Source organism: uncultured Eubacterium sp., from assembly GCF_945980375.1.
GTDB lineage: Bacteria > Bacillota > Clostridia > Oscillospirales > Acutalibacteraceae > Eubacterium_R.
The window spans coordinates 106,604-131,030 of sequence record NZ_CAMFQO010000002.1; the positions used below are offsets into that span (position 1 = coordinate 106,604).

The 24,427-nt window shown below is 44.0% G+C and carries 24 protein-coding genes; 14 read left to right on the forward strand and 10 right to left on the reverse strand.

Annotated features, from left to right (window positions below; translation table 11 throughout):
• Nucleotides 1–88 precede the first annotated feature (88 nt).
• The 9 genes from Q0P34_RS01425 to Q0P34_RS01465 all read left to right on the forward strand — a co-directional run bounded on the left by Q0P34_RS01425 (nucleotide 89) and on the right by Q0P34_RS01465 (nucleotide 10,865).
• Nucleotides 89–541 (forward strand): hypothetical protein, encoded by a 453-nt coding sequence (locus Q0P34_RS01425; RefSeq protein WP_294951782.1) that lies wholly within the window; start codon nucleotides 89–91, stop codon nucleotides 539–541.
• Nucleotides 504–1,793, forward strand: coding sequence for a polyhydroxyalkanoate depolymerase (locus Q0P34_RS01430; protein WP_294951786.1), 1,290 nt, complete (start codon nucleotides 504–506; stop codon nucleotides 1,791–1,793). Before Q0P34_RS01425 ends, Q0P34_RS01430 begins: the two co-directional genes overlap by 38 nt.
• Before the next feature lie 21 nt (nucleotides 1,794–1,814).
• A complete protein-coding gene (gnpA, locus tag Q0P34_RS01435; RefSeq protein ID WP_294951789.1) occupies nucleotides 1,815–4,007 on the forward strand; it encodes a 1,3-beta-galactosyl-N-acetylhexosamine phosphorylase in 2,193 nt (730 codons plus the stop codon).
• Between the two features lie 78 nt (nucleotides 4,008–4,085).
• Entirely contained in the window at nucleotides 4,086–5,234 is a 1,149-nt protein-coding gene (gene fucO / locus Q0P34_RS01440; protein WP_294951792.1) for a lactaldehyde reductase, read from the forward strand.
• Nucleotides 5,235–5,362: 128 nt separating this feature from the next.
• Nucleotides 5,363–6,019, forward strand: coding sequence for a helix-hairpin-helix domain-containing protein (locus tag Q0P34_RS01445; RefSeq protein ID WP_294951795.1), 657 nt, complete (start codon nucleotides 5,363–5,365; stop codon nucleotides 6,017–6,019).
• 135 nt (nucleotides 6,020–6,154) lie between these two features.
• Nucleotides 6,155–7,504 (forward strand): NADP-specific glutamate dehydrogenase, encoded by a 1,350-nt coding sequence (gene gdhA / locus Q0P34_RS01450; protein ID WP_294951798.1) that lies wholly within the window; start codon nucleotides 6,155–6,157, stop codon nucleotides 7,502–7,504.
• A gap of 506 nt (nucleotides 7,505–8,010) precedes the next feature.
• Nucleotides 8,011–9,060, forward strand: a complete 1,050-nt coding sequence (locus Q0P34_RS01455) for an ABC transporter substrate-binding protein (RefSeq protein WP_294951801.1) — start codon at nucleotides 8,011–8,013, stop codon at nucleotides 9,058–9,060.
• Between the two features lie 78 nt (nucleotides 9,061–9,138).
• On the forward strand, nucleotides 9,139–10,077 hold the full coding sequence (locus tag Q0P34_RS01460; protein WP_294951802.1) for an ABC transporter permease: 939 nt from the start codon (nucleotides 9,139–9,141) through the stop codon (nucleotides 10,075–10,077).
• A gap of 2 nt (nucleotides 10,078–10,079) precedes the next feature.
• Nucleotides 10,080–10,865: an ATP-binding cassette domain-containing protein gene (locus Q0P34_RS01465; RefSeq protein ID WP_294951938.1), complete on the forward strand. Its 786-nt coding sequence runs from the start codon at nucleotides 10,080–10,082 to the stop codon at nucleotides 10,863–10,865.
• 47 nt (nucleotides 10,866–10,912) lie between these two features.
• Here the strand turns inward: Q0P34_RS01465 and Q0P34_RS01470 are convergent, their stop codons facing one another.
• A complete protein-coding gene (locus Q0P34_RS01470) occupies nucleotides 10,913–11,656 on the reverse strand; it encodes a YebC/PmpR family DNA-binding transcriptional regulator (RefSeq protein ID WP_294951804.1) in 744 nt (247 codons plus the stop codon).
• 114 nt (nucleotides 11,657–11,770) lie between these two features.
• Here Q0P34_RS01470 and spoIVB point away from each other — a divergent pair, with 114 nt between their 5' ends.
• The 3 genes from spoIVB to Q0P34_RS01485 all read left to right on the forward strand — a co-directional run bounded on the left by spoIVB (nucleotide 11,771) and on the right by Q0P34_RS01485 (nucleotide 15,217).
• Nucleotides 11,771–12,964 carry a SpoIVB peptidase gene (gene spoIVB, locus Q0P34_RS01475; protein ID WP_294951807.1) on the forward strand — a complete coding sequence of 398 codons (1,194 nt, stop codon included), beginning with the start codon at nucleotides 11,771–11,773 and terminating at the stop codon, nucleotides 12,962–12,964.
• Nucleotides 12,965–13,066: 102 nt separating this feature from the next.
• Nucleotides 13,067–14,116 (forward strand): DUF3048 domain-containing protein, encoded by a 1,050-nt coding sequence (locus Q0P34_RS01480; RefSeq protein WP_294951810.1) that lies wholly within the window; start codon nucleotides 13,067–13,069, stop codon nucleotides 14,114–14,116.
• Nucleotides 14,117–14,182: 66 nt separating this feature from the next.
• The gene (locus Q0P34_RS01485; RefSeq protein ID WP_294951812.1) at nucleotides 14,183–15,217 is read left to right on the forward strand and encodes a branched-chain amino acid aminotransferase; all 1,035 of its coding nucleotides are present in this window, start codon (nucleotides 14,183–14,185) and stop codon (nucleotides 15,215–15,217) included.
• A gap of 80 nt (nucleotides 15,218–15,297) precedes the next feature.
• Here Q0P34_RS01485 and Q0P34_RS01490 read toward each other — a convergent pair whose 3' ends face one another.
• The 8 genes from Q0P34_RS01490 to Q0P34_RS01525 all read right to left on the reverse strand — a co-directional run bounded on the left by Q0P34_RS01490 (nucleotide 15,298) and on the right by Q0P34_RS01525 (nucleotide 22,606).
• On the reverse strand, nucleotides 15,298–15,936 hold the full coding sequence (locus Q0P34_RS01490; protein ID WP_294951816.1) for an ABC transporter ATP-binding protein: 639 nt from the start codon (nucleotides 15,934–15,936) through the stop codon (nucleotides 15,298–15,300).
• Nucleotides 15,933–16,742 (reverse strand): energy-coupling factor transporter transmembrane protein EcfT, encoded by an 810-nt coding sequence (locus Q0P34_RS01495; protein WP_294951818.1) that lies wholly within the window; start codon nucleotides 16,740–16,742, stop codon nucleotides 15,933–15,935. Before Q0P34_RS01495 ends, Q0P34_RS01490 begins: the two co-directional genes overlap by 4 nt.
• Nucleotides 16,735–17,724 (reverse strand): cobalt transporter CbiM, encoded by a 990-nt coding sequence (cbiM, locus tag Q0P34_RS01500; RefSeq protein ID WP_294951820.1) that lies wholly within the window; start codon nucleotides 17,722–17,724, stop codon nucleotides 16,735–16,737. The genes Q0P34_RS01495 and cbiM overlap by 8 nt, the downstream gene beginning before the upstream one ends.
• A 130-nt stretch (nucleotides 17,725–17,854) precedes the next feature.
• On the reverse strand, nucleotides 17,855–18,727 hold the full coding sequence (locus Q0P34_RS01505; RefSeq protein ID WP_294951823.1) for a hypothetical protein: 873 nt from the start codon (nucleotides 18,725–18,727) through the stop codon (nucleotides 17,855–17,857).
• Nucleotides 18,727–19,896 (reverse strand): tRNA uracil 4-sulfurtransferase ThiI, encoded by a 1,170-nt coding sequence (thiI, locus tag Q0P34_RS01510; protein WP_294951826.1) that lies wholly within the window; start codon nucleotides 19,894–19,896, stop codon nucleotides 18,727–18,729. Before thiI ends, Q0P34_RS01505 begins: the two co-directional genes overlap by 1 nt.
• A gap of 9 nt (nucleotides 19,897–19,905) precedes the next feature.
• A complete protein-coding gene (locus tag Q0P34_RS01515) occupies nucleotides 19,906–21,042 on the reverse strand; it encodes a cysteine desulfurase family protein (protein WP_294951829.1) in 1,137 nt (378 codons plus the stop codon).
• Nucleotides 21,042–22,217, reverse strand: coding sequence for an HAD-IA family hydrolase (locus Q0P34_RS01520; protein ID WP_294951832.1), 1,176 nt, complete (start codon nucleotides 22,215–22,217; stop codon nucleotides 21,042–21,044). The genes Q0P34_RS01515 and Q0P34_RS01520 overlap by 1 nt, the downstream gene beginning before the upstream one ends.
• A complete protein-coding gene (locus tag Q0P34_RS01525) occupies nucleotides 22,217–22,606 on the reverse strand; it encodes a hypothetical protein (RefSeq protein ID WP_294951835.1) in 390 nt (129 codons plus the stop codon). Before Q0P34_RS01525 ends, Q0P34_RS01520 begins: the two co-directional genes overlap by 1 nt.
• A gap of 509 nt (nucleotides 22,607–23,115) precedes the next feature.
• Between Q0P34_RS01525 and Q0P34_RS01530 the strand changes: the two genes are divergently transcribed.
• On the forward strand, nucleotides 23,116–23,340 hold the full coding sequence (locus Q0P34_RS01530) for a hypothetical protein (protein ID WP_294951837.1): 225 nt from the start codon (nucleotides 23,116–23,118) through the stop codon (nucleotides 23,338–23,340).
• Nucleotides 23,324–23,653, forward strand: a complete 330-nt coding sequence (locus tag Q0P34_RS01535; protein ID WP_294951840.1) for a sigma factor-like helix-turn-helix DNA-binding protein — start codon at nucleotides 23,324–23,326, stop codon at nucleotides 23,651–23,653. Before Q0P34_RS01530 ends, Q0P34_RS01535 begins: the two co-directional genes overlap by 17 nt.
• 169 nt (nucleotides 23,654–23,822) lie before the next feature.
• Here the strand turns inward: Q0P34_RS01535 and Q0P34_RS01540 are convergent, their stop codons facing one another.
• On the reverse strand, nucleotides 23,823–24,335 hold the full coding sequence (locus Q0P34_RS01540; RefSeq protein WP_294951843.1) for a TIGR04002 family protein: 513 nt from the start codon (nucleotides 24,333–24,335) through the stop codon (nucleotides 23,823–23,825).
• Between the last annotated feature and the right edge of the window lie 92 nt (nucleotides 24,336–24,427).

Below are 24,427 nucleotides of genomic sequence, written 5' to 3' on the forward strand. Positions count from 1 at the left end.
TCCCGTTAAACGCCTTATTAGGCTACAATAACGGCGTTAGGGATTTTTATTTTTACTATTTGCAGCAGGAAAGGCTATGAGAATTATTATGAATACATTTTGTTTCACATCAAAGGATGAAGAAAGGTATGCAAGGGCGAGCTTAATTTTTGCCCAAAGGCTCGGACTGATTGACGACAGCAGTCTTGATGCAGTTAAGGTCAGATGTAATGCAGAAAACGAAAAACGCCAAAGGGCACTCGATGCCGGCGAGGTTGTTTACGGCTTAAAGCAATTTACCGTGCCTGTGTATCTTGATTATGAGCTTACTCGCTTTAGGCTTGATTTTGCAGCCGAGGTTGAAGCCTGCAAAAAGGTATTTAATTATCAGCCTATTGACAAAAAGCAGCTTAAGGAATACTACAAGGCAAACCGTGATTTGTTCACTCGCTACAACGGTGACAAGTTCAGGTTTAAGGAATCAAGCATGGTGATTTACAAAAAGATAAGGGAGGAGCAATACGATGCAGAAATCAACGCAATATTATGTCAGCTCGATTAACGGCAATGACAGTAACGACGGCTTGTCCCCCGAAACAGCCTTTTTAACTCTTGATAAAATCAATTCGCTTGCAATCAACGCAGGAGATAAAATATTGCTCCAAAGGGGCTCGGTGTTTAATAACCAATTTTTGCACCTTAAAAATTGCGGTGACATCAACGGCGAGCCTATTGAGATTGCTCCGTACGGCGACGGCGACAGATTGCCTGTTATTAACACAAACGGCGAGGGTATTTGGTATCAGGATTACGGAACAAAGCTTGACTCTCCCGGTCATGTATACAAGGGTGATGTTTCGTCATCAATTTTGCTTTATGATGTAGAAAACATTGTTGTTCACGATATTGAGGTTGTAAACAAGGAGGAGTACACAACTCTTGAGGCGTACACCGCTCCTGAAAAAAGGGACAGAACGGGTGTTGCCGTTGTTGCTCAAAACAGGGGTACTCTGCATTCAATAACCCTTAAAAATCTTTTTGTTCACGATGTTAACGGCAATGTTTACAACAAGCATATGAACAACGGCGGAATTTATATGACAGCCTTTAAGCCTGCCGACGAGGGTGCAACGGGCGTTGCCCGCTACGACGGTGTAACCGTTGAGGGCTGTGTTGTAAAGAATGTCAGCCGTTGGGGTATCGCAGTAGGCTATACATATCGCTATGCAGAATTTTCATCAAAAGAGCTTGGCGAGGAGACCTTTAAGCAGTATGGTAACGAGAATGTTATTATCACCGGGAATTACTGCAAAAATGTCGGCGGTGACGCAATCACCCCTATGTATGTGTTAAAGCCTCTTGTGGAGCATAATGTTTCGGATTCCTGCGCAACAGAGATGAACGACCGCTACTATGTTAATCCGGGTAAGCGTATGGGCAAGGTTGCAGCGGCAATCTGGCCTTGGAAATGTAAGGACGCTTTGCTTGTTTACAACGAGGCAGTTGATACAAAGCTTAATCAGGACGGTATGGCATATGATGCCGATTCCGGTGACGGTACAACATATAAGTATAATTATTCAAGGCTAAACGAGGGCGGATGTATGATGTTCTGTCTTGGTCAGGCGGTACATAACACCTTTGTAAATAATGTAAGCTACGACGATTTGGGAGGCACCTTGAGCCCTGCCGGTAACCCGGATGCCTATGTTGCCGATAACGAATTCTATATGCGCAAGGGTGTTCCGCTTAGGCGCAAAAGAAATCACGGCAAAATGACATTGAAGAATAACAAAATAACTATTATAGATTAATACATATTAGCGAGGTACACTATGGCAAAAACAAAAGGACGTGTAACCATTCCAACCGATATGGACGTGGTGCCACAGACACTTGAAATTATGGAGGAGTGGGGAGCAGATGCAATCCGTGACTGCGACGGAACAGAGTTTCCGCAGGAGCTGAAGGATACGGGTGCAAAGATTTACGCAACCTACTACACCACCCGTAAGGATAACGATTGGGCAAAGGCAAATCCCGACGAGGTTCAGCAGATGTATATTATGACACCGTTTTACACTGCTGTTGACACCGTGCTTGAGATTCATCTTATGAATCATCTTTATCCCGATATGCTCAAGGTGAATAACCGTGACGACATCACAAGATGGTGGGAGGTTATCGACCGCACAACAGGAGAGGTTGTCAGCCCTGACAGCTGGTCGTACGATGAGGCAAGCGGTAACGTTACAATCCGCAATGCAAAAAGGTTTCACGAATATACCGTAAGCTTTCTTGCCTACATTATGTGGGACCCTGTGCATATGTACAACGCAGTTGTTAACGAATGGGATGTAGAGCCGCAGATTACATTTGATGTTCGTCAGCCAAAGACAAGGGCACATTCTCTTGAAAGATTGCGTCGCTTTCTTGACACACATCAATATGTTGACGTTGTAAGATTTACAACATTTTTCCATCAGTTTACCCTTGTGTTTGATGAATTTGCAAGAGAAAAATTTGTAGATTGGTTTGGATATTCGGCATCCGTAAGTCCGTATATTCTTGAACAGTTTGAAAAAGAGGTTGGATACAAATTCCGCCCCGAGTTCATCATCGATCAGGGATATATGAACAACACCTATCGCGTTCCGTCAAAGGAATTTAAGGATTTTCAAAAATTCCAGATGCGTGAGGTTGCCAAGCTTGCCAAGGAAATGGTAGACATTGTTCACGAATACGGCAAGGAAGCAATGATGTTTATGGGCGATCACTGGATTGGTATGGAGCCGTTTATGGACGACTTTGCTTCTATCGGCCTTGATGCTGTGGTAGGCAGTGTCGGCAACGGTGCAACCCTTCGTCTGTTCAGTGACATCAAAAATGTAAAATATACCGAGGGCAGATTCTTGCCTTATTTCTTCCCCGATGTTTTCTGCGAGGGCGGCGACCCTATTTACGAGGCAAAGGTTAATTGGGTTACTGCAAGGCGTGCTATTTTGAGAAGCCCTATTCAGCGTATCGGCTACGGCGGATACCTTAAGCTTGCACTTAAGTTCCCCGAATTTGTGGAGTATATCAAGGGCGTGTGTGACGAATTCCGTACCCTTTATGACAACATTCAGGGCGTTACACCTTACTGCGTAAAGAAGGTTGCCGTGCTTAATTGTTGGGGCAAGATGCGTTCATGGTCAAATCATATGGTGCATCACGGACTTTATTACAGACAGAATTATTCGTATTTCGGCGTTATCGAGGCCTTGAGCGGTGCTCCGTTTGATGTGTCGTTTATCAGCTTTGACGACATCAAAAACGACAGCTCGGTGCTTGATGATATTGATGTAATTATCAATGTAGGCGATGCAGATACCGCACAGACAGGCGGAGCGTATTGGGAGGACGAGCAAATCGTTACCGCAATTAAGAGCTTTGTATATAACGGCGGCGGATTTATCGGCGTAGGCGAGCCTGCGGCTCATCAGTGGCAGGGCAAGTTCTTCCAGCTTGACGATATTCTCGGTGTAGAAAAGGAAAACGGATTTACTCTTAACACACGCAGATACAATACCGAGGAGCACAGGGACCATTTCATACTTGCAGATACAGACGGAAATGTTGATTTCGGCGAGGGCAAAAAGAATATCGTAGCACTTGACGGCACAACTGTTCTTATACAAAATGCAACCGAGCTTCCGTTCGCAGTAAGGCATGCCGAGGAGGTGCAGATGGCTGTTAAGACCTTCGGTAAGGGCAGAGGCGTATACATCAGCGGACTTCCTTATTCGTTTGAAAACAGCCGTGTGCTTTACCGTGCGGTGCTTTGGAGTGCTTCGGCAGAGGATGAGCTTTTGCGTTGGTTCTCCACTAACTACAATGTCGAGGTTCACGCATATGTAAAGAACAACAAGTATTGCGTTGTTAATAACACCTACGAGCCGCAGGATACAACCGTTTATGTCGGTGACGGCACAAGCTTTGAGCTTCATCTTGAAGCAAATGAAATTAAGTGGTATCAGATAAATTAGTTACAAATAATAGGAAAAATTTTAACAAAATATATCCTATTTAATGTTATTATAAAAGAAAAAACGGAGGTTTTTATTATGGCAAACAGAATAGTACTTAACACAGTTTCTTATCACGGCAAGGGCGCAATTGCAGAGATTGTGCCTATTGCACAGGCAAAGGGATGGAAGCATATTTTTGTATGCTCCGACCCGGATTTGATTAAGTTCGGTGTTACTGCAAAGGTAACCGATTTGCTTGACGAAGCAAAGATTGCTTACACGGTTTATTCCGGAATTAAGCCAAATCCGACTATTGAAAATGTTGTTGAGGGTGTAGAAAGCTTTAAGGCTTGCGACGCAGATTCTATCATCACTATCGGCGGCGGCTCATCAATGGATACTGCAAAGGCTATCGGTATCATTATTACCAACCCTGAATTTGCAGATGTTCGCTCTCTTGAGGGCGTTGCTCCTACAAAAAATCACGCAGTTCCTACCATTGCAGTTCCTACAACAGCAGGTACGGCAGCAGAGGTAACAATCAATTACGTTATCACAGATGTTGAAAAGGAAAGAAAGTTTGTTTGCGTTGATGAAAATGATATTCCCGAATATGCGATTATCGATCCTGATATTATGTCATCAATGCCAAAGGGCTTAACCGCATCGACAGGTATGGATGCTCTTACTCATGCTATTGAGGGCTACACAACAAAGGGTGCTTGGGAAATGTCGGATATGTTCCACCTTGAAGCAATCAAGCTTATTGCAAAGCATCTTCGCGGTGCCTGCGAAAACAAGCCTGAGGACAGAGAGGGTATGGCTCTTGCGCAGTACATTGCAGGTATGGGCTTCTCAAATGTTGGCTTGGGCATTGCTCACTCAATCGCTCACACATTGGGCGCACATTATGACACACCTCACGGCGTTGCCTGCGCTATGATGCTTCCTATCGTTATGGAGTACAATCAGGAATACACAGGCGAAAGATACAGAGAAATTGCACGTGCAATGGGCGTTGACGGTGTTGATGAAATGTCACAGGAGGAATACAGAAGGGCTGCAATTGATGCAGTTAAAAAGCTTTCTGCTGACGTAGGTATCCCTGCCGTTAATGAAAAGGTAAAGGAAGAGGACCTTGACGTTCTTGCAGCAGACGCGTTTGCAGATGCTTGCCGTCCGGGCAATCCAAAGGATACAAACGTAGACGACCTTAAGGCTCTTTACAGAAAAATTATGGCATAAACAAAAAGCATAAGCTCCCCTTTTATACAGTAAAGGGGAGTTGTTTGTTATATATAGATTACCGTTACCCTATTGTAAAAATGTGTATTGTATGGTAAAATTTGTGCATAGGTATTGGAAGGGAGTGAATGGTGATGCAGGGACGCGACGGGCATCGTGACAGGATACGCAATGCGTACCTTAACGGTGAGTATGACGATGCCGAGGATACTAAAATCCTTGAGCTGTTTTTGTCGCTGGTTGTTCCTCGCAAGGATGTTAAGTACACCGTTTATGCTCTTTTTGAAAGGTTTGAGGATTTAGAGGGGATTTTCGGTGCGGATATTGAAGAGCTGGTGGCTGTTAACGGTGTGGGCGAAAATGTTGCTGTTGCCATCAAAATGTTTGATGAACTGATGAACAAAAAGGCTCCTCCCGTGGAATATAACCTTAATAATTACGAGGACCGTATTGAATATGCCAAGCGTAATGCAACGATTGAATATAGGTACTGCGTCTTTGCCATTGGGCACGACGGTGAGCCGGTTGACTGTGTTGGCTTTGACGAATACAACGATGATGCAATGAAGCGCACAATGGAGCTTTTAACCCTGCAAAGCTGTACGGGATTTTTTATTGCAAAGTTTAGGGAAAACGAATTTTTGCCCAACGATATAGATATGATTGCGGATTTTAAGCTGATGTCCATCGAGCTTAATGTTCCGCTACTCGACTACGTAACCGTTGGCTTTGGAACAGGTCAATCGCTGTGGAATTCGAAATATTTTCGCATTTTGGTTGTGTAAATAAGAGTGTTTTGAAAAAAGTGCAAAAAATATATTGAAATTTGTGTAAAAAATTGGTATAATATTACCAAAAGGGTGAGCAATCGCTCACCCGAAAATCGTATCATATAATTGCTATTAAGAGGGGGAAGCATTATGAACGAATATATTGAAAGCGTTATCGCTACTGTCGAAAAAAGAGACAGCGAAAAACCGGAGTACATTCAGTGCGTCAAGGAGGTTTTCAGATCACTTGAGGCGGTTATTAATGAGCATCCGGAATACGTTGAGGACAATCTTCTCGGACGTATGGCAGAGCCTGACAGGCTTATTTCGTTTCGCATTTCTTGGGTAGATGATGATGGAAAAACACAGGTTAACAGAGGCTATCGTGTGCAGTTTAATTCTGCTATCGGTCCTTACAAGGGAGGCTTGCGTTTTCATCCAAGTGTAAATCCGTCAATTATGTATTTTCTCGGATTTGAGCAAACCTTTAAGAACTCACTCACAGGGCTTCCTATGGGTGGTGCAAAGGGCGGCTCCGATTTTGACCCGCGTGGCAAAAGCAGGGGAGAAATTATGCGTTTTTGCCAGGCGTATATGACAGAGCTTTACAGACACATAGGCCCTAACATTGATGTTCCTGCAGGTGACATCGGAGTCAGCGGCAGAGAGATTGGCTTTTTGTTCGGTCAGTACAAAAGAATCGTGGATTCGTTTGATAACGGTGTGCTTACCGGCAAGGGCAGATCATACGGCGGCTCGCTCATAAGACCGGAGGCTACCGGCTACGGCGCTGTGTATTATACACAGGAGGTGCTTAAGCACGAGGTAGACAGCATCAGAGGCAAAACCGTTACGGTATCAGGCTTTGGTAACGTTGCTTGGGGTGTATGCAAAAAGCTGTCACAGCTTGGAGCAAGACCGGTTACAATTTCAGGCCCTGACGGATATATTTATGATGCAGACGGTATAGTTACTGATGAAAAGATTAATTTCCTTCTTGAAATGAGAGCATCGGGCAGAGACAGATGTCAGGATTATGCCGACAAATTCGGCGTTGAGTTCTTCCCTAACGAAAAGCCTTGGGGCGTTAAGGCAGATATTGCAATGCCTTGTGCAACTCAAAACGAGATTACCGCCCAAGAGGCAAAGAAGATAATTGCAAACGGTACAAAGTATTACATAGAGGTTGCCAATATGCCAACCACAGAGGATGCCCTCGAATTGCTTATGAATACAGACGGTGTTATCGTTGCTCCGTCAAAGGCAGTTAATGCAGGCGGTGTATGTGTATCCGGCCTTGAAATGAGCCAAAATTCGCAGCGCCTTTCCTGGACAGCAGAGGAGGTCGACTCTCGACTTCATCAGGCTATGGTTGACATTCATAAGAACTCTGTTTATGCTGCCGAAAAATACGGCCTTGGCTACAATCTTGTTGCAGGCGCAAACATTGCAGGCTTCGAAAAGGTTGCACAGGCAATGATGGAGCAGGGTATTTATTAATCAAAAATTTGAGCTACTGCATAATATATATTAGTACTTTGACGCTTTAGCACGCAAAAACTTTTTTTGAAAAAACTATTGACAAAGCCTTTTTGTTGTGATAGAGTTAAGTAAACCGATGAGAAAGGGTAAGTAAGTTTTTTACCGCTTTGCAGAGAGCTGCCGATGGTGGAATGGCAGTAAGTATTGGGAAAAGCCGAATGGACTTTTGAGGGCGAGCTGAATTAAAAGTAGGCAAGACGGAGCCGACACTTCGTTAACAACGGTCTGCGTATGACAGTACGTGCAAAGTGGGTACAATATGTACCAAGTGGGGTGGCACCGCAGGAGATTGAATTTTCACTCTTGTCCCGACAGTTAATGTCAGGACAGGAGTTTTTTGTTTATCAAATTAAGGAGATTGCGGCTATGGTTATTTTAACAAAACGATGGCAACGATGGTAAAAATAAAGCATAACATAAAACACAAAACAAAGTTTATTTTTATTATCGAAAGGAAAATTATTATGAAAAACTTTAAGAAAATTATCGCTGTACTTACATCAATCGCTATCATTTTTGCATTTGCTGCCTGCTCAAAGGGAGCAGCTCAGTCAGGTGACGCAAACGCACAGGCAAAAACCTACAAGGTTGGTATTTGCAACTATGTTGACGATGCTTCACTTAATCAAATCGTAGAAAATATCGAATCACAGCTTAAGGTTGCAGGTGAGCAAAACAACTGCACCTTTGATGTTACCGTTCAAAACTGCAATGCTGACGCAAGCGTTATGAACCAAATTATTTCAAGCTACATTTCAGAACCCGTTGACCTTATGATAGGTGTTGCAACTCCTGTTGCAATCGCAATGCAGGCTGCAACCGAGGACAACAAAATTCCTGTTGTATTTGCCGCTGTATCAGACCCTGTCGGTGCAGGCTTGGTAGCAAGTTCCGAGGCTCCGGGCGCAAACGTTACGGGCACATCGGATTACCTTAACACAGATGCAATTATGGATTTGATTTTTGCAAATGACGAAAAGGCAGACAACATTGCTCTTCTTTACGATATGGGACAGGACAGCTCAAAGACACCTATCGAAAATGCAAAGAAGTACCTTGATGCAAAGGGTGTTTCATACAAGGAATACACAGGCACAAACGTTACAGAGGTTCAGCAGGCTGTATCAACAATAGTTAAGGATAAGTGCAGTGCAGTATTTACCCCGACAGACAACACAATTATGACCGCAGAGCTTTCAATTTATGAGGACTTGGCAAAGGCAGGTATTCCTCACTACACAGGCGCAGATTCATTTGCACTCAACGGTGCCTTCCTCGGCTACGGTGTAGATTACGCGGCTCTCGGCAGAGATACTGCAGATATGGTTGCAGACATTCTTGTTAACGAAAAGGACCCTGCAACATATGCAGTTAAGTTCTTTGATAACGGTACTGCTACAATCAATACCGAAATCTGCACACAGATTGGATTTGACTTTGACACTGTTAAGGAAAAGTCTTCGCCGTTCTGCACCGAAATCAAAACAATTACAACAGCAGAAAGCTTTGAGTAACAGATTAATATAAACATCATAATTATTAAGATTCGGGCGAATGTAGTTCGCCCGGTTCTTGTGTGAGGAGAATTATTTATGTCTAACATTTTGGCTATATTTGATGCCGGGCAAATGCAAACGGTTTTGGAGCTTGGACTAATCAGCTCACTTACCGTGCTTGCATTGTTTTTGAGCTACACAATGCTTAATGTGTGCGATCTGTCAACCGACGGTTGCTTTACCTTTGGTGCGGCGGTCGGCGCAGTTGTTGCACTTAACGGACACCCAATTTTGTCAATACCTATTGCTATGCTTGCGGGCATGGCATCGGGCCTGATAACAGCATTGCTTCAAACAGTTTTAGGCATAGACAGCCTTTTGGCAGGTATTGTTGTTAACACAGGGCTTTATTCAATCAATATTGCCGTGATGAAAAAATCCTCACTCTTAAATCTAAACAATTCGGACACGGTGTTTTCCTTAATAAAGCAGAGGCTTGAGGGCACCGTGCTTGAAGGGAAGCAAACGCTTATTATTGCAACCTTGGCGGTTATTCTTGTTGTGCTTTTTCTGTCGCTGTTTCTAAAAACAAAGCTCGGATTGTCTATTCGTGCAACGGGCAATAATCCCGATATGGTTAAATCCTCGTCAATCAACCCCATTGTTACAACAATTATCGGACTTTGCATAGCAAACTCGTTTACCGCTCTTTCGGGTTGCTTGCTTGCACAGTCACAAAAGCAGGCAGAAATTAATATCGGCACAGGCATGGTAACGGTTGCGTTGGCATCATTGCTTATCGGCGGTGTGTTTGTCCGCCGCGGCAAAATTCCGCTACGCGCAATAGGTGCGGTTTTGGGTGCAATTTTGTTCCGCTTGGTATATCAAATTGCTATCGGTCTTCATATGCCTCCGTTTATGCTAAAGCTTGTTTCATCGGTAATTGTAATTATAGCAATCGCAGGTCCTTACCTAAAAACAAGGCTGCCTGAATACATAAGAAAAGCAAAGCTTCGTTCGGGAAGGAAGGTGTGATGATGCTTACATTATCTGATATTAAAATGGTTTTCTTTAAGGGCACAGCTGATGAAAAGGTTGCTCTTAACGGCTTGTCGCTTGATGTTAACGATGGCGATTTTATCACAATTATCGGTGCAAACGGCGCCGGCAAATCAACACTTTTTAATGCGATAGCAGGCACCTATCTTACCGACGAGGGCAGAATTTTGCTTGACGGCAGGGATATAACCGCAATGCCTGAGCATAAGCGCGCAAGGTTTATCGGCAGATTGTTTCAGGACCCTATGAAGGGCAGTGCCCCGGGTATGAGCATTGAGGAAAACCTTGCTCTTGCGGCAGGTCACGGCGGATGGCTTTCTACAATTTCCAAAAAGGATAAAAAGCTGTTTAGGGAAAAGCTTGCTCTTTTGGATATGGGGCTTGAGGATAGGATGAATCAGCAGGTTGGCTTGCTTTCAGGCGGTCAGCGTCAGGCTCTTACTCTTATGATGGCAACCATTAACCCGCCGAAGATTTTGTTGCTTGATGAGCACACGGCAGCACTCGACCCGGGTACAGCCGAAAAGGTGCTTAATCTTACAACTCAAATAGTTGAGGAAAACAAAATCACCTGCCTTATGATTACTCACAATATGCAATCGGCGCTTGAGCTTGGCAACAGAACAATTATGATGGATGCCGGCAGAGTAATTTATGACGTTGCAAACAAGGAACGCAACGGACTTACGGTTGCCGACTTGCTTGAAAAATTCAAATCGTCAGTCGGTCAAAGCCTTGATAATGACCGTATGCTTTTGTCATAAATAAAACACCTTGGACCTTCAAAATCCAAGGTGTTTTTTATTAGGAATTATTCCTCGTATTCGTCTTCGTTTTCCCAGTTGTGATAGATGTTTTGAACGTCGTCGTTTTCCTCAAACATCTCTATCATTTTTGCCATTTTCTTCATATCGTCTTGGCTTTCAAGCCTTGTGTATGTGCTTGGTACATATGCTGCCTCTGATGATACAATGGTGTAGCCCTTTGCATCAAGCTCGTCACGGATTGCACCGACATCGTTCGGCTCGGTCCTGATTTCAAAAATATCCTCGTCATCTGTAAGAAAATCAGAAGCACCTGCCTCAAGAGCATCCTCCATAAGCTGATCCTCGTCGGTATCCTCTTTTTCGATGATGATAACGCCCTGCTTTTCAAACATAAAGGTAACAGAGCCGGGGTTTCCCATATTACCGCCTGCCTTGTCAAAGTAATGTCTTACCTCGCCTGCGGTTCTGTTTCTGTTATCTGTAAGAGCCTCAACAACCACGGCAACACCTGACGGTCCGTAGCCCTCGTACACGATCTCCTCGTAGCTTGTTGTGTCTGCGTCACCGGCAGCCTTCTTGAGCATTCTGTCAATATTATCGTTGGGAACATTGTTTTGCTTTGCCTTTGCAATAACATCACGAAGCTTTGCGTTGTTGTTTGGGTCCGGTCCGCCGTTCTTTACAGCAACGGCAAGCTCTCTGCCGATTTTTGTAAATACCTTTGCTCTTGCAGCATCGTTTGCACCCTTTTTTCTTTTGATGGTGCTCCATTTATTATGTCCGCTCATAATACAAAAACCTTTCTTTTTTCGATTTTTTCACAAAATATTCTATCACATATATATTAACGTTGCAAGTATGAATTTTGTGCGTTTCGGCAAAACTATATTGAGGTGTTAAAATTGAAAAAGGCAATCAGGATTTTTGATGTTATTTTGTCATTTATATGCGCAATTATTTTTGCAGTTGTTGCTTGGGGCAATGCTTATCTGCCCGGCACTGTGGTTTGCTATGATAACAACAGCAATCGGCTTGCGGGGGTGTTCAGTCTTGCTGACGGTGATGCAACCTTGGCTGTTGATGTTCAAAGCTCGTCACCGCGCAAAAGCACGTTAAAGCTGTTTGGTGCAATTCCCGTTAAGGAGGTAATGGTTAGCCAAAGCGATGCGAAAAAGGTTATGGTAAGCGGAGAAGCTTTTGGCATAAAGCTTTATACCGACGGCGTTATAGTTGTCGGTGTGCAGGATGTTCAAACCGATAGCGGAAAGCGAAATCCCGCAAAGGAATGCGGTATAGAGGTCGGCGACGTAATTGTCAGCATTGATAATATAAATGTATATACCTCGGATGATGTTCAGTCGATTTTGTGCGACAACAACGGTACGAGCTTTGATGTGAAGATTAAAAGAGGCGAACGCTACAAAAGCTTAACTCTAACTCCCGTGTACTGCGAGCGCGAGGGATGCTACAAGGCAGGTATGTGGGTGCGTGATTCCACAGCAGGCATAGGCACAATCACATTTTATAATCAAAACAGCGGTATATTTGCGGCGCTCGGTCATCAGATAAATGATGTTGACACAAAGGAAATTATGCCAATGCTTGACGGTGAGGCTGTTGGTGCAACCGTCAAAAAAATAGAAAAAAGCACTCGGGGAACTACGGGCTCGCTTGAGTGTGATTTTCAAAGCCAAACTATCGGCAGATTGCTCAACAACACGGATTGCGGAATATACGGTGCGTTTGCGCAAATTCCCGATTGCGCAAGGGAGTATCCCGTAGCCTCTGTGCAGGAGGTAAAAAGGGGCGATGCCACCGTTATTTGTACTGTGGACAGCGGTAAGCCGCAGGAATATGATATAGAAATTGTACGCATAAGCTATAACGAGAGCAATCGGGAGAAAAATATGATTGTTCGCATTACAGATAATGAATTGATAGAAAAAACAGGAGGCATAGTTCAGGGAATGTCGGGCTCGCCTATTATTCAAAACGGCAAGCTTATAGGTGCACTGACTCATGTAATTGTCGGCAATCCGCAAAAGGGATATGCAGTTTTTGCTCAAACAATGGTTGAGCAGTCGGAAAATAATTAAGGTTACCCTAAATAAAGGGGGAGTCTTTATATATAACAGTTGCATTTGGGTGTTTCAAGTGATAGAATATTTTTATAGCCTAAAAATAAAGGGGATATTCAAATGAAAAGATTTGCAGCCGTATTATTGGCAATTCTTATGACTGTTACACTTTTCGGTTGCTCCGCAAAGGTTGAAGAGCCTGAAACAACAACCGTTACTACAACCGAAACAACAACCAAGGCACCCGTGCTTAATCCTTTTACGGGTGAGTCGGGCTTCAACGAGTCTGCATTAGGCAAGCGACCGGTAGCCATTGTTGTAGAAAACCTTCGTCCTGCACGTCCGCAATGGGGCATCACCTCTCCCGACATCATCTGCGAGGGTGAGGTTGAGGGTGGCATCAGCCGTATGCTTTGGATTTATGCCGATGTTAATGACGTGCCCGAAAAGGTTGGACCGCTGCGTTCTGCAAGACCGAGCTATGTAAAGTTCAGCACATTTTTTGATGCAATCTTTATCCATTGGGGCGGAAGCCACAGCAAAGGTAATTACACAGGCGGATACGAAACAATCAAAAAGCTAAAGGTAAACAATATTGACGGTATGTCGGGCGGCGAAATGTTCAGCAGAGATACCACGCGTAAGGTTTCGTCCGAGCACAGAGGAGTTATGAACGGCAAAAAGCTCTCTAACGCAATCAAGAAAAAGGGTTACAGAACAGAGCTTGACTCCACCAAGTTTACACAGCTGAAATTTAATACCGAGATTTCACCTGCCGGTGCAACCGAGGCAAAAACCGCAAAGGTAAAGTTTTCGGACAGAACGGACACAAGAGCCTTTACCTACGACACCTCCGACGGAAAGTATCACACTAACGATTGGGAAAAGGAGGTTAAGTTCCAAAACCTTATTATTCTCAAGGCGGAGTCAACCTATATTACGGTGCCGTACAAGGGCTCAACAACTACATACCTTAATTATAAGTGGTCGTCGGGCAGCGGAACCTATGTGTCAAACGGCACATCAACCGACATTACCTGGGAGGTTAAGGACGGCAAGTTCGTTTTGAAGGATGCCGTAGGCAACGATTTAACCATCAACAAGGGCAAGTCATATATTGGCTTTGTTTCGTCAAACCATAACGGCAAGGTTACCTGCTCGGCAGAATAATTTGCTCTTGATATTATAAATCAAAGTGATATAATAAAATGTATAAATTCTATAACAAGCAAGGAGATGTTTTATATGGAAAAGAAAAACATTGATTGGTCAAGCCTTGGCTTCGCATATGTACCTACCGATAAAAGATATGTATCGTGGTTTAAGGATGGCAAGTGGGATGACGGTGAGCTTACATCGGATGCAACCATCACCATGAGCGAGTGTGCCTGCGTTTTGCAGTATGCTCAAACCGTATTTGAGGGACTTAAAGCATACACAACAAAGGACGGCAGAACAGTTTGCTTCCGCCCTGATATGAATGCGAAAAGACTTGCGGAGTCTTGCCGCAGGCTTGAAATTCCTGTTGTACCCGAGGATAAGTTTATTGATGCCGTAAAGCAGGTTGTAAAGGCTAACGAGGCTTATGTTCCTCCGTTTGGCTCCGGTGCAACCCTTTACCTTCGTCCGTTTGTATTCGGCTACGATTCAATCATCGGTGTAAAGCCTGCAAACGAATTTCAGTTTAGAATTTTTGCAACACCTGTCGGTCCTTACTTTAAGGGCGGTGCAAAGCCTATCACAATTAGGGTTTCGGATGTTGACAGAGCTGCGCCTCACGGTACAGGTGACATCAAGGCAGGCCTTAACTACGCTATGTCGCTTCACAACATCGTTGATGCACACAACTGCGGCTATGATGAAAATATGTACCTTGACCCTCAAACACGCACAAAGGTAGAGGAAACAGGAGGTGCAAACTTTATCTTTATCACAAAGGACGGCAAGCTTGTAACGCCTAAGTCGGATTCAATTCTTCCGTCAATCACCCGTCGTTCACTTGTTTATGTAGCAGAGCACTATCTCGGTATGGAGGTTGAGCACAGAGAGGTTTACTTTGACGAGATTAAGGATTTTGCAGAATGCGGACTTTGCGGTACTGCGGCTGTTATTTCTCCTGTCGGCAAGATTGTTAACCACGGCGAAGAAATTTGCTTCCCATCAGGTATGGACGAAATGGGTACATATACAAAGAAGCTTTATGACACTCTTACCGGCATCCAAATGGGCGAAATTGAAGCTCCTGAGGGCTGGATTGTAGAGATTGATTAATCTTTGTAAATCTTAATAAAAGCACAAAAAGCAGATTGAACTTAATGCTCAATCTGCTTTTTATATGCGACAGTTTTAATTTACATTTCTATTATCTGTGTGGCAAGCGAGTCAAAATCGTTGCTGTGCGATACGATTATTATCGTTTTGCCTATTGAGTGCATTTGGCTTAAAAAGTCGATTATCCATTGCCTTGACCTTTTGTCAAGGAAGTTCATCGGCTCGTCAAGGACAAGCACCTGGGGGTTCATTGTCAGCACCGATGCAATTGCAACCTTCTTTTTTTCGCCCATAGACAGATGAATGGTTGCCCTTTCCAGCAGATTGCTTATTCCCACAAGGGAGGCAATGTCACTTACCCTTTTTTCAATTTCCTGTTCGGCAAGCATCATCTGTCTCGGCGCAAAGGCAAGCTCGTCATAAACGGTGGAACAAAACAGTTGCGCATCAGTGTTTTGAAAAACATATCCCATCTGTCTGTGAAAGGCCTTTGCAATGCTTTCGTTTTTCATAGCCTTTTTGTTGATAATTGTGCCGTTAAAGCTGTATGTGCCTATCTCGGCAAACTCAAGACCGTTAATTATGTTCAGCAGGGTGGTTTTGCCACAGCCGTTGTCGCCCTTGATAACAACAAACGCACCGTCGTCAATTTGGGTGTTAAAGTGCCTGATAACAGGTACATCGTCATAGGCAAAGCAAATATCGTTAAGCTTTATCATATAATCACCTCAAGATAAATAAATATACCGGTAATAAGCAAAAGCATTACTGTGTATAAAAAATCCGCCAAGCTTGGCTTGTATTTTTGCGATACAACGTATTTTCCGCAAAAGCCACGACATTCCATTGCCCTAACGGTTTCTTCGCCTGCCTGTCGAGCCTTTACAAAAACTGCACCGAGCACTCCCGACACCGAGCTGCTTTTTCTGTCGTTTTTACCGACAGAGCGCACCTTTAAGGCGGTAAGCATTTCGTTGCATATTTCGCCGAACAGCAGGATGTACTTGATTGTTATATCAAATGTAAATATCACAATGTCGGGAACGCGAAATGCCTTTAACGCCCCTGTTATGCTGTAAAACGGTGCTGTAAGGTTAAGCACTGTAACAAGACTTGTGCTGACGGCAACTCTGCCGATGACCGAAAGCATTGTCCTCGGATGCCCCATAAACACGCTCGGCAGCAGAATAATAAATGAAAAAATCAGGGCCGGTACAACAACACGAAGCAGACTTCTGATGCTTTGAGCATTCAGCAATGCAATTCTGACGGCACACAGCCCAAGCATAAGCAAAACAAAGGTGAAATTACGCGAAGCGGCAGTCAGCACAATCATCAGTAAAATGCCGAAAAGACGACAGGTAGTGCTTGGTGCCTGCGTCTTTTTTATTTGAGCATTCAATTTGAATTTTGAGATAAGCGAGATTACTGCCCGTTGAGTTGCGGTGATAAATCTGCTGTTATCCTTTGGCGGATTGTACTCCTGCGGTTGCACCAGCCAATCCGGAATACTGTTGTTAGTCATAGCTTACCCTTGATTTCATAAATGTGCTGATGAGCTTAAACATTATTGTGCAAATCGCAATGCCTATTACTGCACACAAAATATAGCCTATCCATTCGGGCAGGGAGCCTATTGAATAATCGGGGCAGATTGCCTCAAAGCCGGAAAGAATACCGCTTTCAAGTCCCTTGGGAGTATATCCTGCAATCTCGGCAATCTCGTCTGCACCCCATTCACCCCATGCTGTTCCTGTTGCCAAAAGTCCGATAGGTGTTGCACAGGTGAGCACACCAAGGAGCACGCCGATAAGGGTGTTGCCCTTTTTTGTGCGTGGTTGATTTTTCATAATTTCCGGTGATGTTGCCTCAAAAAATGCAAGCATGGCAACGGTAAAGATTGCCTCTGCAAGACCGAATAGGGTTAGGTGCTCTGCCATCATTGCAGGCACGGAAACGTTAAGACCGTACGGGCAGTACAATGCCTGACCGTCTGCACCCTTGAATAACAGAGGCTGCACACCGAATTCCACTGCCGTGCAAAGAGCTGCCGCATTGATTCCTACATATCCTGCAATGCCTGCGGCAAGATATTTTGCGCCCTTGCTTTTGAGCTTTTTTGAAATCAGGCTGTACACGGCATAGCCCACAAACGGCAGAACAAATGCCATATTAAAGCAGTTTGCTCCTATTGCAAGTATACCGCCGTCACCGAAAAGCAGAGCCTGAAGTATCAGTGTAACGCTGACGGACAGACAGGCGGCCTCGGGACCCAACAGTATGGCTATCAGGGTTCCGCCCACGGCGTGTCCGGTTGAGCCTCCTGCGATAGGAATATTAAACATCATTGCCACAAATGAAAATGCGGCAAATATGCCAAGCAAAGGCATTTTTTCTTTTGTAATTTCCTTTGATACCTTTTTTGCACAATATGTCCAAGCAGGAATAACCGCCGCTGTCATAACCGCACAGGTGGACGGTGAAAGATAGTTCTCCGGAATATGCATAGCCTGTACCTCTTTTCTTATTATGTTAAGATTTTAGCACAGGCATAATCGTTGTACAAGCCCCGTGGGGGGATAAAAATTCACCTTGGATGCAAGTGCAATCCAAGGTGATAAATACGGTTGGGATAAATTAAAACAAATATCTTGATACTTTGTGAGCCTTGTCTGTATAAATTACGGGACGCCATTGACCTGCAAGCCAATAAGGGTTGTGCTCATTGTTTTTGTCATACCATACCTGCGGATAGTGTACCTTTTCGTTTTCGGTAACCTCCTTGTACGGTGTAACTATCTTGTCCACCTCAACGCAAAGGATGACAAATCTAAAGTCCTGCATAAAGTCACTGTCGGCGCTGATACTCAAATACCTGTCGGTATACGACATATCATATCCTGTATGGTACAATGCTCGTGACATAACTCTGTCCTCATAGCTGTTGAAGCTGTCCTCGGTTAATGTACCGCAGGCATTGTACGGAAAGGTGTAGCCGTTGTCATCGCTCGGGTTTGTGTTTGTGTAGTATGCGGCGATAATCTGGTAGGTTTTTGATTTGCCGTAAATGTCGGTAAGGTATACCGCCTGTGTGCTGTTGATGTAATTTGTTGACTTTGAATAGAGCCCCTCTATATCGGCAGACGAGCTTTCTATTGATATTGATTTAATCTGTGCATCGTCATCAATGGCGGAGCCCTCGTCAAAATGGTCACCGCTTTGGTAGTCGCTGTTTAGGATAAACACCTCACCGAGCTGTCCGTCACCAAAGGTGATTTTTGCCGATACGTTTTTGTTTTGACCGTAGGCGTCACAGAATTCCTCGGCTATACCCTTTGGATAGGTTATGCCGTATTTCTTTTCATACGGCTTGAGGTACGCGGTTGATGCAATGTTTATGATTATTGCCAATATGCCGATAAGTGCCACTGCACCCACGCAAATTAATGCAATTTTATTCTTCTTTGCAAATGCCTTGATGTCAATGCTTTTTTTGTTGTTTTCGCTCATTATTTAACCACTGTCTTTCTTGCACCTGCAACGGCACGAGCAATGAGTGCCTCGCTGTCAAGTGCCTTTTCTGCCTCAATGATTTCGTCAAGATGAGGCCTTGTTTTAGGGTGCTTAGGTGTAAACACGGTACAGCAATCCTCATATGGAAGAATTGAGGTCTGGAAGGTGTCAATCTCTCTTGAAATACGAATAATCTCGTCCTTATCCATACCGATACACGGCCTGAACACAGGCATCTGTGTTGCGGCATCGGTACAACCGAGTGCATATATTGTTTGGCTTGCAACCTGACCGACGCTTTCTCCTGTTATGAGTGCCGAGCAGTTTTGGTTGCCTGCAATTATTTCGGCAATCTTCATCATATATCTGCGCATAATGATGGTGAAATAGATTTCAGGGCACTTGTCCCTAATCTCCTCCTGAAGCTCCGTAAAAGGTACAACATAGGTTGCAATAGGTCCGCTGTATGCCGCAACCTTGTGCAGCAAATCCATAACCTTTTGCTCTGCAAGCTGTGTTGTGTACGGAGGTGAAGCAAAGTGCACCGAAATAAGCTCAATGCCCCTTTTTGCCATCATATATGCGGCAACGGGGGAGTCGATGCCTCCGCTGATAAGCACTGCACCTCTGCCGCTTGTGCTGACAGGCATACCGCCCGCGCCCTTGATGTTGTTGCCTCTGATAAATGCATAGGTGTCTCTGATTTCAACAGTAACCGTAAGGTCAGGATTATGCACATCTACCTTTAGGTTGTGGTAGTTTGAAAGAATATGTCCGCCAAGCTCACGGCAAATTTCAGGTGACTTGAGTGCAAACTTTTTGTCGCTTCGCTTTGCCTCAACCTTAAAGGTTGCAACCTCCTCAAATCTTTCACCGAGGTATTCCAAGGTTGCTTTTTTGATGCTGTCCATATCCTTTTCTGTTACCAAGGCCCTTGAAAGAGCCGCAATGCCGAAAACCTTTTTGAGCCTGTCAACCGCATCATCAAGGTCGATGCTGTCGTCGCTTGGCTCCACCATAATGGTGGATTGGCTTTTTTTGAAGGTAAAGGCTCCGATGTCGGCAAGAGCCCTTTTCATATTCTTTATTAGTATGTCCTCAAAGGTGTTGCGGTTTAACCCCTTGAGTACAAGCTCTCCGTTTTTTATAAGTATTATTTCTCTCATATTTCTGTCCTATTTTATTGGATATTTTTGCACGGTTTCTTTAATGGCAGACACAAGTAGGTCAACATCATCCTTTGTGTTAAATCTGCTGAAGCTTATGCGGATTGATTTGTCAATAACTCTGTCGCCGAGCCTCATTGCAGTAAGCACGTGACTGCGTTTGCCCTTTGCACAGGCAGAGCCGTTGCTGACATAAATGTCATATTGGCTTGACAGATGCTGAACGATTGTTTGGCTTGTCATAAAGCTTGGGATGTATACATTCAGAATGTAGCACGATGAATCGGCGGGGTTGTTGATTTTTACTCCGTCAATTTTTTCAAGCTCGCACCGTGCGTATGCATTAAGCTTTTTGATTTTTTCCTCCTGCTCCTTTAGGTTGGGGAATTGGCTGACTGCCATGCCAAAGCCTGCAATAAGCGGAGAAGCCTCTGTACCCGGTCTGATTTTTCTTTCCTGCTCGCCGCCGAATACTCTTGGCAAAATGCGTGTGCCCTTTTTGATGTACAGTGCGCCTGTACCCTTTGGACCGTGTACCTTGTGTGCGGTGATTGTCACCAAATCCGCACCGAGCTTGCTTGGCTTGATTTCATACTTGCCGTATGCCTGCACACAGTCAATATGGATAAGCGCAGGTGCCTTTGCCCTTGCCACAGCCTTTTTTATATGCTCAACGGGTAGGATAGAGCCAACCTCGTTGTTTACGTACATCATAGTGACAAGGATTGTGTCGCTGTTTACGGCGTCAAATATCTGCTCCTTTGTTATGTTACCCGCCTCGTTAGGCTCAAGCCTGATAACCTCAAAGCCCTGCTTTTCAAGCTCTGATACCGATTCAAGCACACTTTCATGCTCGATAGCCGTTGTTACAATTCTGTTGCCCTTGCGTTTGTTTGCACCGGCAGAGCCAAGAATTGCAAGGTTGTTTGCTTCTGTTCCGCCGGAGGTAAAAACAATTTCGTCGCTCTCGCAGGAAAGCGATTTTGCAATCGTCTCTCTCGCGCTGCGTACCTCGGCATAGGCGTTAAGCCCCTCCTGATGAAAGGATGACGGATTGCCGAAGCTTTCGGTAAGCATTTTGTAAACCTTGTCGGCAACCTCCCTTGTGGGCATTGTTGTTGCACTGTTGTCCAAATAAACACTCATTATTTTATGTTTCTCAATTCCTTTAGCTTAAATGCGGCTGTAATGGTTTTTGCATCTGTTATTTCACCGCTCATTATTTTTGTAATTAGGGTTGTCAGCTTCATTTTTGTAACCTGGAGGAATTCGTCCTCGTCAAGATTTTGTTCAACCTCGGTTAATCCTGTTGCGGCATAAAGATATATTTCCTCGTTTGTGTAGCCGGGTGACGGATAAATTCTGCCAAGGTCGATATAATTCTCGGCAACAACACCGCATTCCTCCTGAAGCTCTCGCTTGCCGGTTTCAAGCGGGTCCTCGCCCTTTTCTCGCTTGCCGGCAGGGATTTCGTAAATAGATTCCTTGTACGGATAGCGGAATTGACGCACCATATATACATATTCGTCGTCGGTTAGGGCAATTATTCCCACACCGCCCGGATGGTCAACGCATTCTCTTGTTGCTTTTTCGCCGTTGCAAAGGGTAATGTCGTCAACGTGAAAATTAACTACTCTGCCGTTGTATATGCCCTGCACATTTTCTGTTCGTTCATACATGCCGAGGGCTATGGATTCTATATCCTGTATTTTGTCAACAACATATGTTGCACCGCTTTCTATAAGCTCAAATTTACTGCCGAAGCCCCAAAGCACACCAACGCTGTCAACTCCCGCACCGCGTGCACCGTCCATATCATAAAACCTGTCGCCAACCATTATTGCATCGTTCGGCTCCACCCCGAGCTCGTTTAGGCAACGCTCAAGTATGCTTTGCTTTGATTCGCAGTCTGCGTTAAAGCTTACAGCACTGATGTAATCAAAATATGTTTGCAAATCTGCCTTGATGAGCAGCTCCTCAACATAGTTGATCGGCTTTGATGATGCAATGCCAAGCTTAAAGCCCTGTGACTTTAGGTCCTTTATTAGCTGTGGAATGCCGTTATAAAATTCACTTTCGTAAAGCCCTATGTTTGTGTAGCGTTCGCGGTATTTTTTTACAAGCTTTTCCGCATCAGTTACACTTTGATTAAACCTTTCCTGAAAGGTTACAAGCAACGGAGGACCTATAAAAAAGTCAAGCTCCTCCCATTCGGGAGCCTTAATGCCAAAGGCATCAAGCGCATATTTTGCACTTTTTTTAACTCCTACACCCGTGTCGCACAATGTGCCGTCAAAGTCAAAAACGACTGCCTTTACCATTATTTTGCCTCCACCTTTTTCATAAAGCGCTTGCTGCTGACAACAAATCGTTCAATAGTTCCTTTTCCTATTACCGCACCGTTGTCCTCGCAAGCCTTAACATCAAATATAAGCCTTCTGCCTTGTACCTCGACAAGAGTTGCGTGCGCAATGATTACCGCACCCACTCCGCTTGCCTTGTCGTGAGTGACATTGATTGATGTACCAACCGTTGTTTCGTCCTCCTCAAGAAATTCCGAAACAGCATTGCAGGTTGCCTTTTCCATAAGGGCAATCATAAACGGTGTTCCAAACACGGGCAACGATCCGCTTTGTGCGGCAATGGCTGTATTTGTAGAGTTTACTATGGTGAGAGCTTCGCCCTTAACCTCTGTGATAATTTCCTGCATAAAATCACCTCGCAGATTAATTCAGTTTATTATAGCATATTAATGTAATTAATACAAGGCAAAGAAGCCAAAAGAAAAAGGGAGCAGGTGTAACACTTGCTCCCTTTCCCTCTCTGTCTATAACAAACTATAGGAGGACAGGTTACCCAAAACGGTTGCGGCTCCGTTTTGAGCGTATTCACATTATAGTAAAAATAAACAAAGTTGTCAAGTGAAAAGTTAAAAGTTTTTTGCCAATTTATACAAAACAGCACATTAAACTTTATGATGATACCCATAAATTAAAGTTATGGTGTTTTAGTGGACTGATTAAACGGTATTTGTCCTGAATGTCGATTTTTGTCGAGAAGTTTTTTGGACTTTTTTTGCCGATTTTATTGACACAATACAAATGTTCGACTAATATATGCAGTAGACAGCAACAATTTCGTACATAAGTTCGAAAACGATTGTTGCTCAAATCGGTCAACCACTCAAGCCGATTCAATCTAACAGAAAGGATGATAAGTATGACAATAACGGAATTGGCACAGGAATATGAAAATCAGTACAAGGCTCTTAGCACAAGGCTCGACGCAATGAAGCCGTTGCTTAGTGTTTATCGCGGTGAGGACCTTGTCAGCTTAAGACGAAAAATAAAGATATATTACGATATGGCGTGCGAGTGCAGGCGCACGGCTTCAATGCTTTTCGGATACTATGAGGAGGACGTAAACAATGATAGATTTTATTGATAATTATTACACCAAAAGCTATTTCGATTCTGACTCGTTAGATAAGGAACGGGCAAAGAAGAAGGCTTTTTCAACGATAATGCCTATAATTATGCAGGAGGAGTTGACTCCAATGCAAAGCCTGTGCTTTAGGTATAAATACGAAAACAACAAAACTCAAACAGAAATTGCAAGCCTGCTTAAGCTTTCACAGCCTACGGTTTCAAGGCACATTTCAACCGCAAAGGACAAAATGAACAATCAGCTCGGCTACTGCTATATAGCATTGTCAAAGGCGATTGATGAATATGACAGGCTGTCAAATCAAATGTGATATATATGTCATCAGGCAGACGTTGACAGCTATTCAAAGGGCAGTATTGCACTGTCAGGTCGGGCTTGCCTGTTATCTTTCAAATTATAATATGTAAGATAACAGACCTTTGACACACACCAAAAAACAGATTGAAATTGGTTTTCAATCTGTTTTTTGCTTTTACGCTTTATATGTACTTTTGAATTTTAATTTTGTCAAGCACCAAGCCGACAATTACAAATACAACCGCCGAGCCTACTGCCTGTACAGCAGAAAACGGAACAGATGTCAAGGCTGTTGGGAAGGAGTAAAGTATACCCTCTGCTACAAGGTAGCCTCCGATAGTCCACAAGCCCGATACAACTGTCATCAAAACCGACCATTTTGTAATTATTTTTTTGCTGTTTCTTGCAACAATGATAAACGGCACAGCGTTAATTGCCTTGATGATTGCGGTTGGTATAGCCCATTGCGGAGCACCGGCAAGAACATCCGCAATTCCACCGCCGATTGCCGCAGCAAGTGATGCCCAAGGCCCGAGCAGACAGCCTGCCAAATAAATCATACTGTCACCAAAGTGAAGATAGCCCGAATTGATACCTGTGGGCATTTTGATGAATGCTGTTGCAACTGCAATGAGAGCCGCCATAAGTCCCGTAATGCAAATGCGTTTAACCTTATTTTGCGTTGTCTTTTCCATAAAAAATTCTCCTTTTGGTTTGTTATGCCTGAATTATATCCCATATTTAACCATTAAAAAAGATATAAAAAAGAGAATTTTTTAGGGTACAG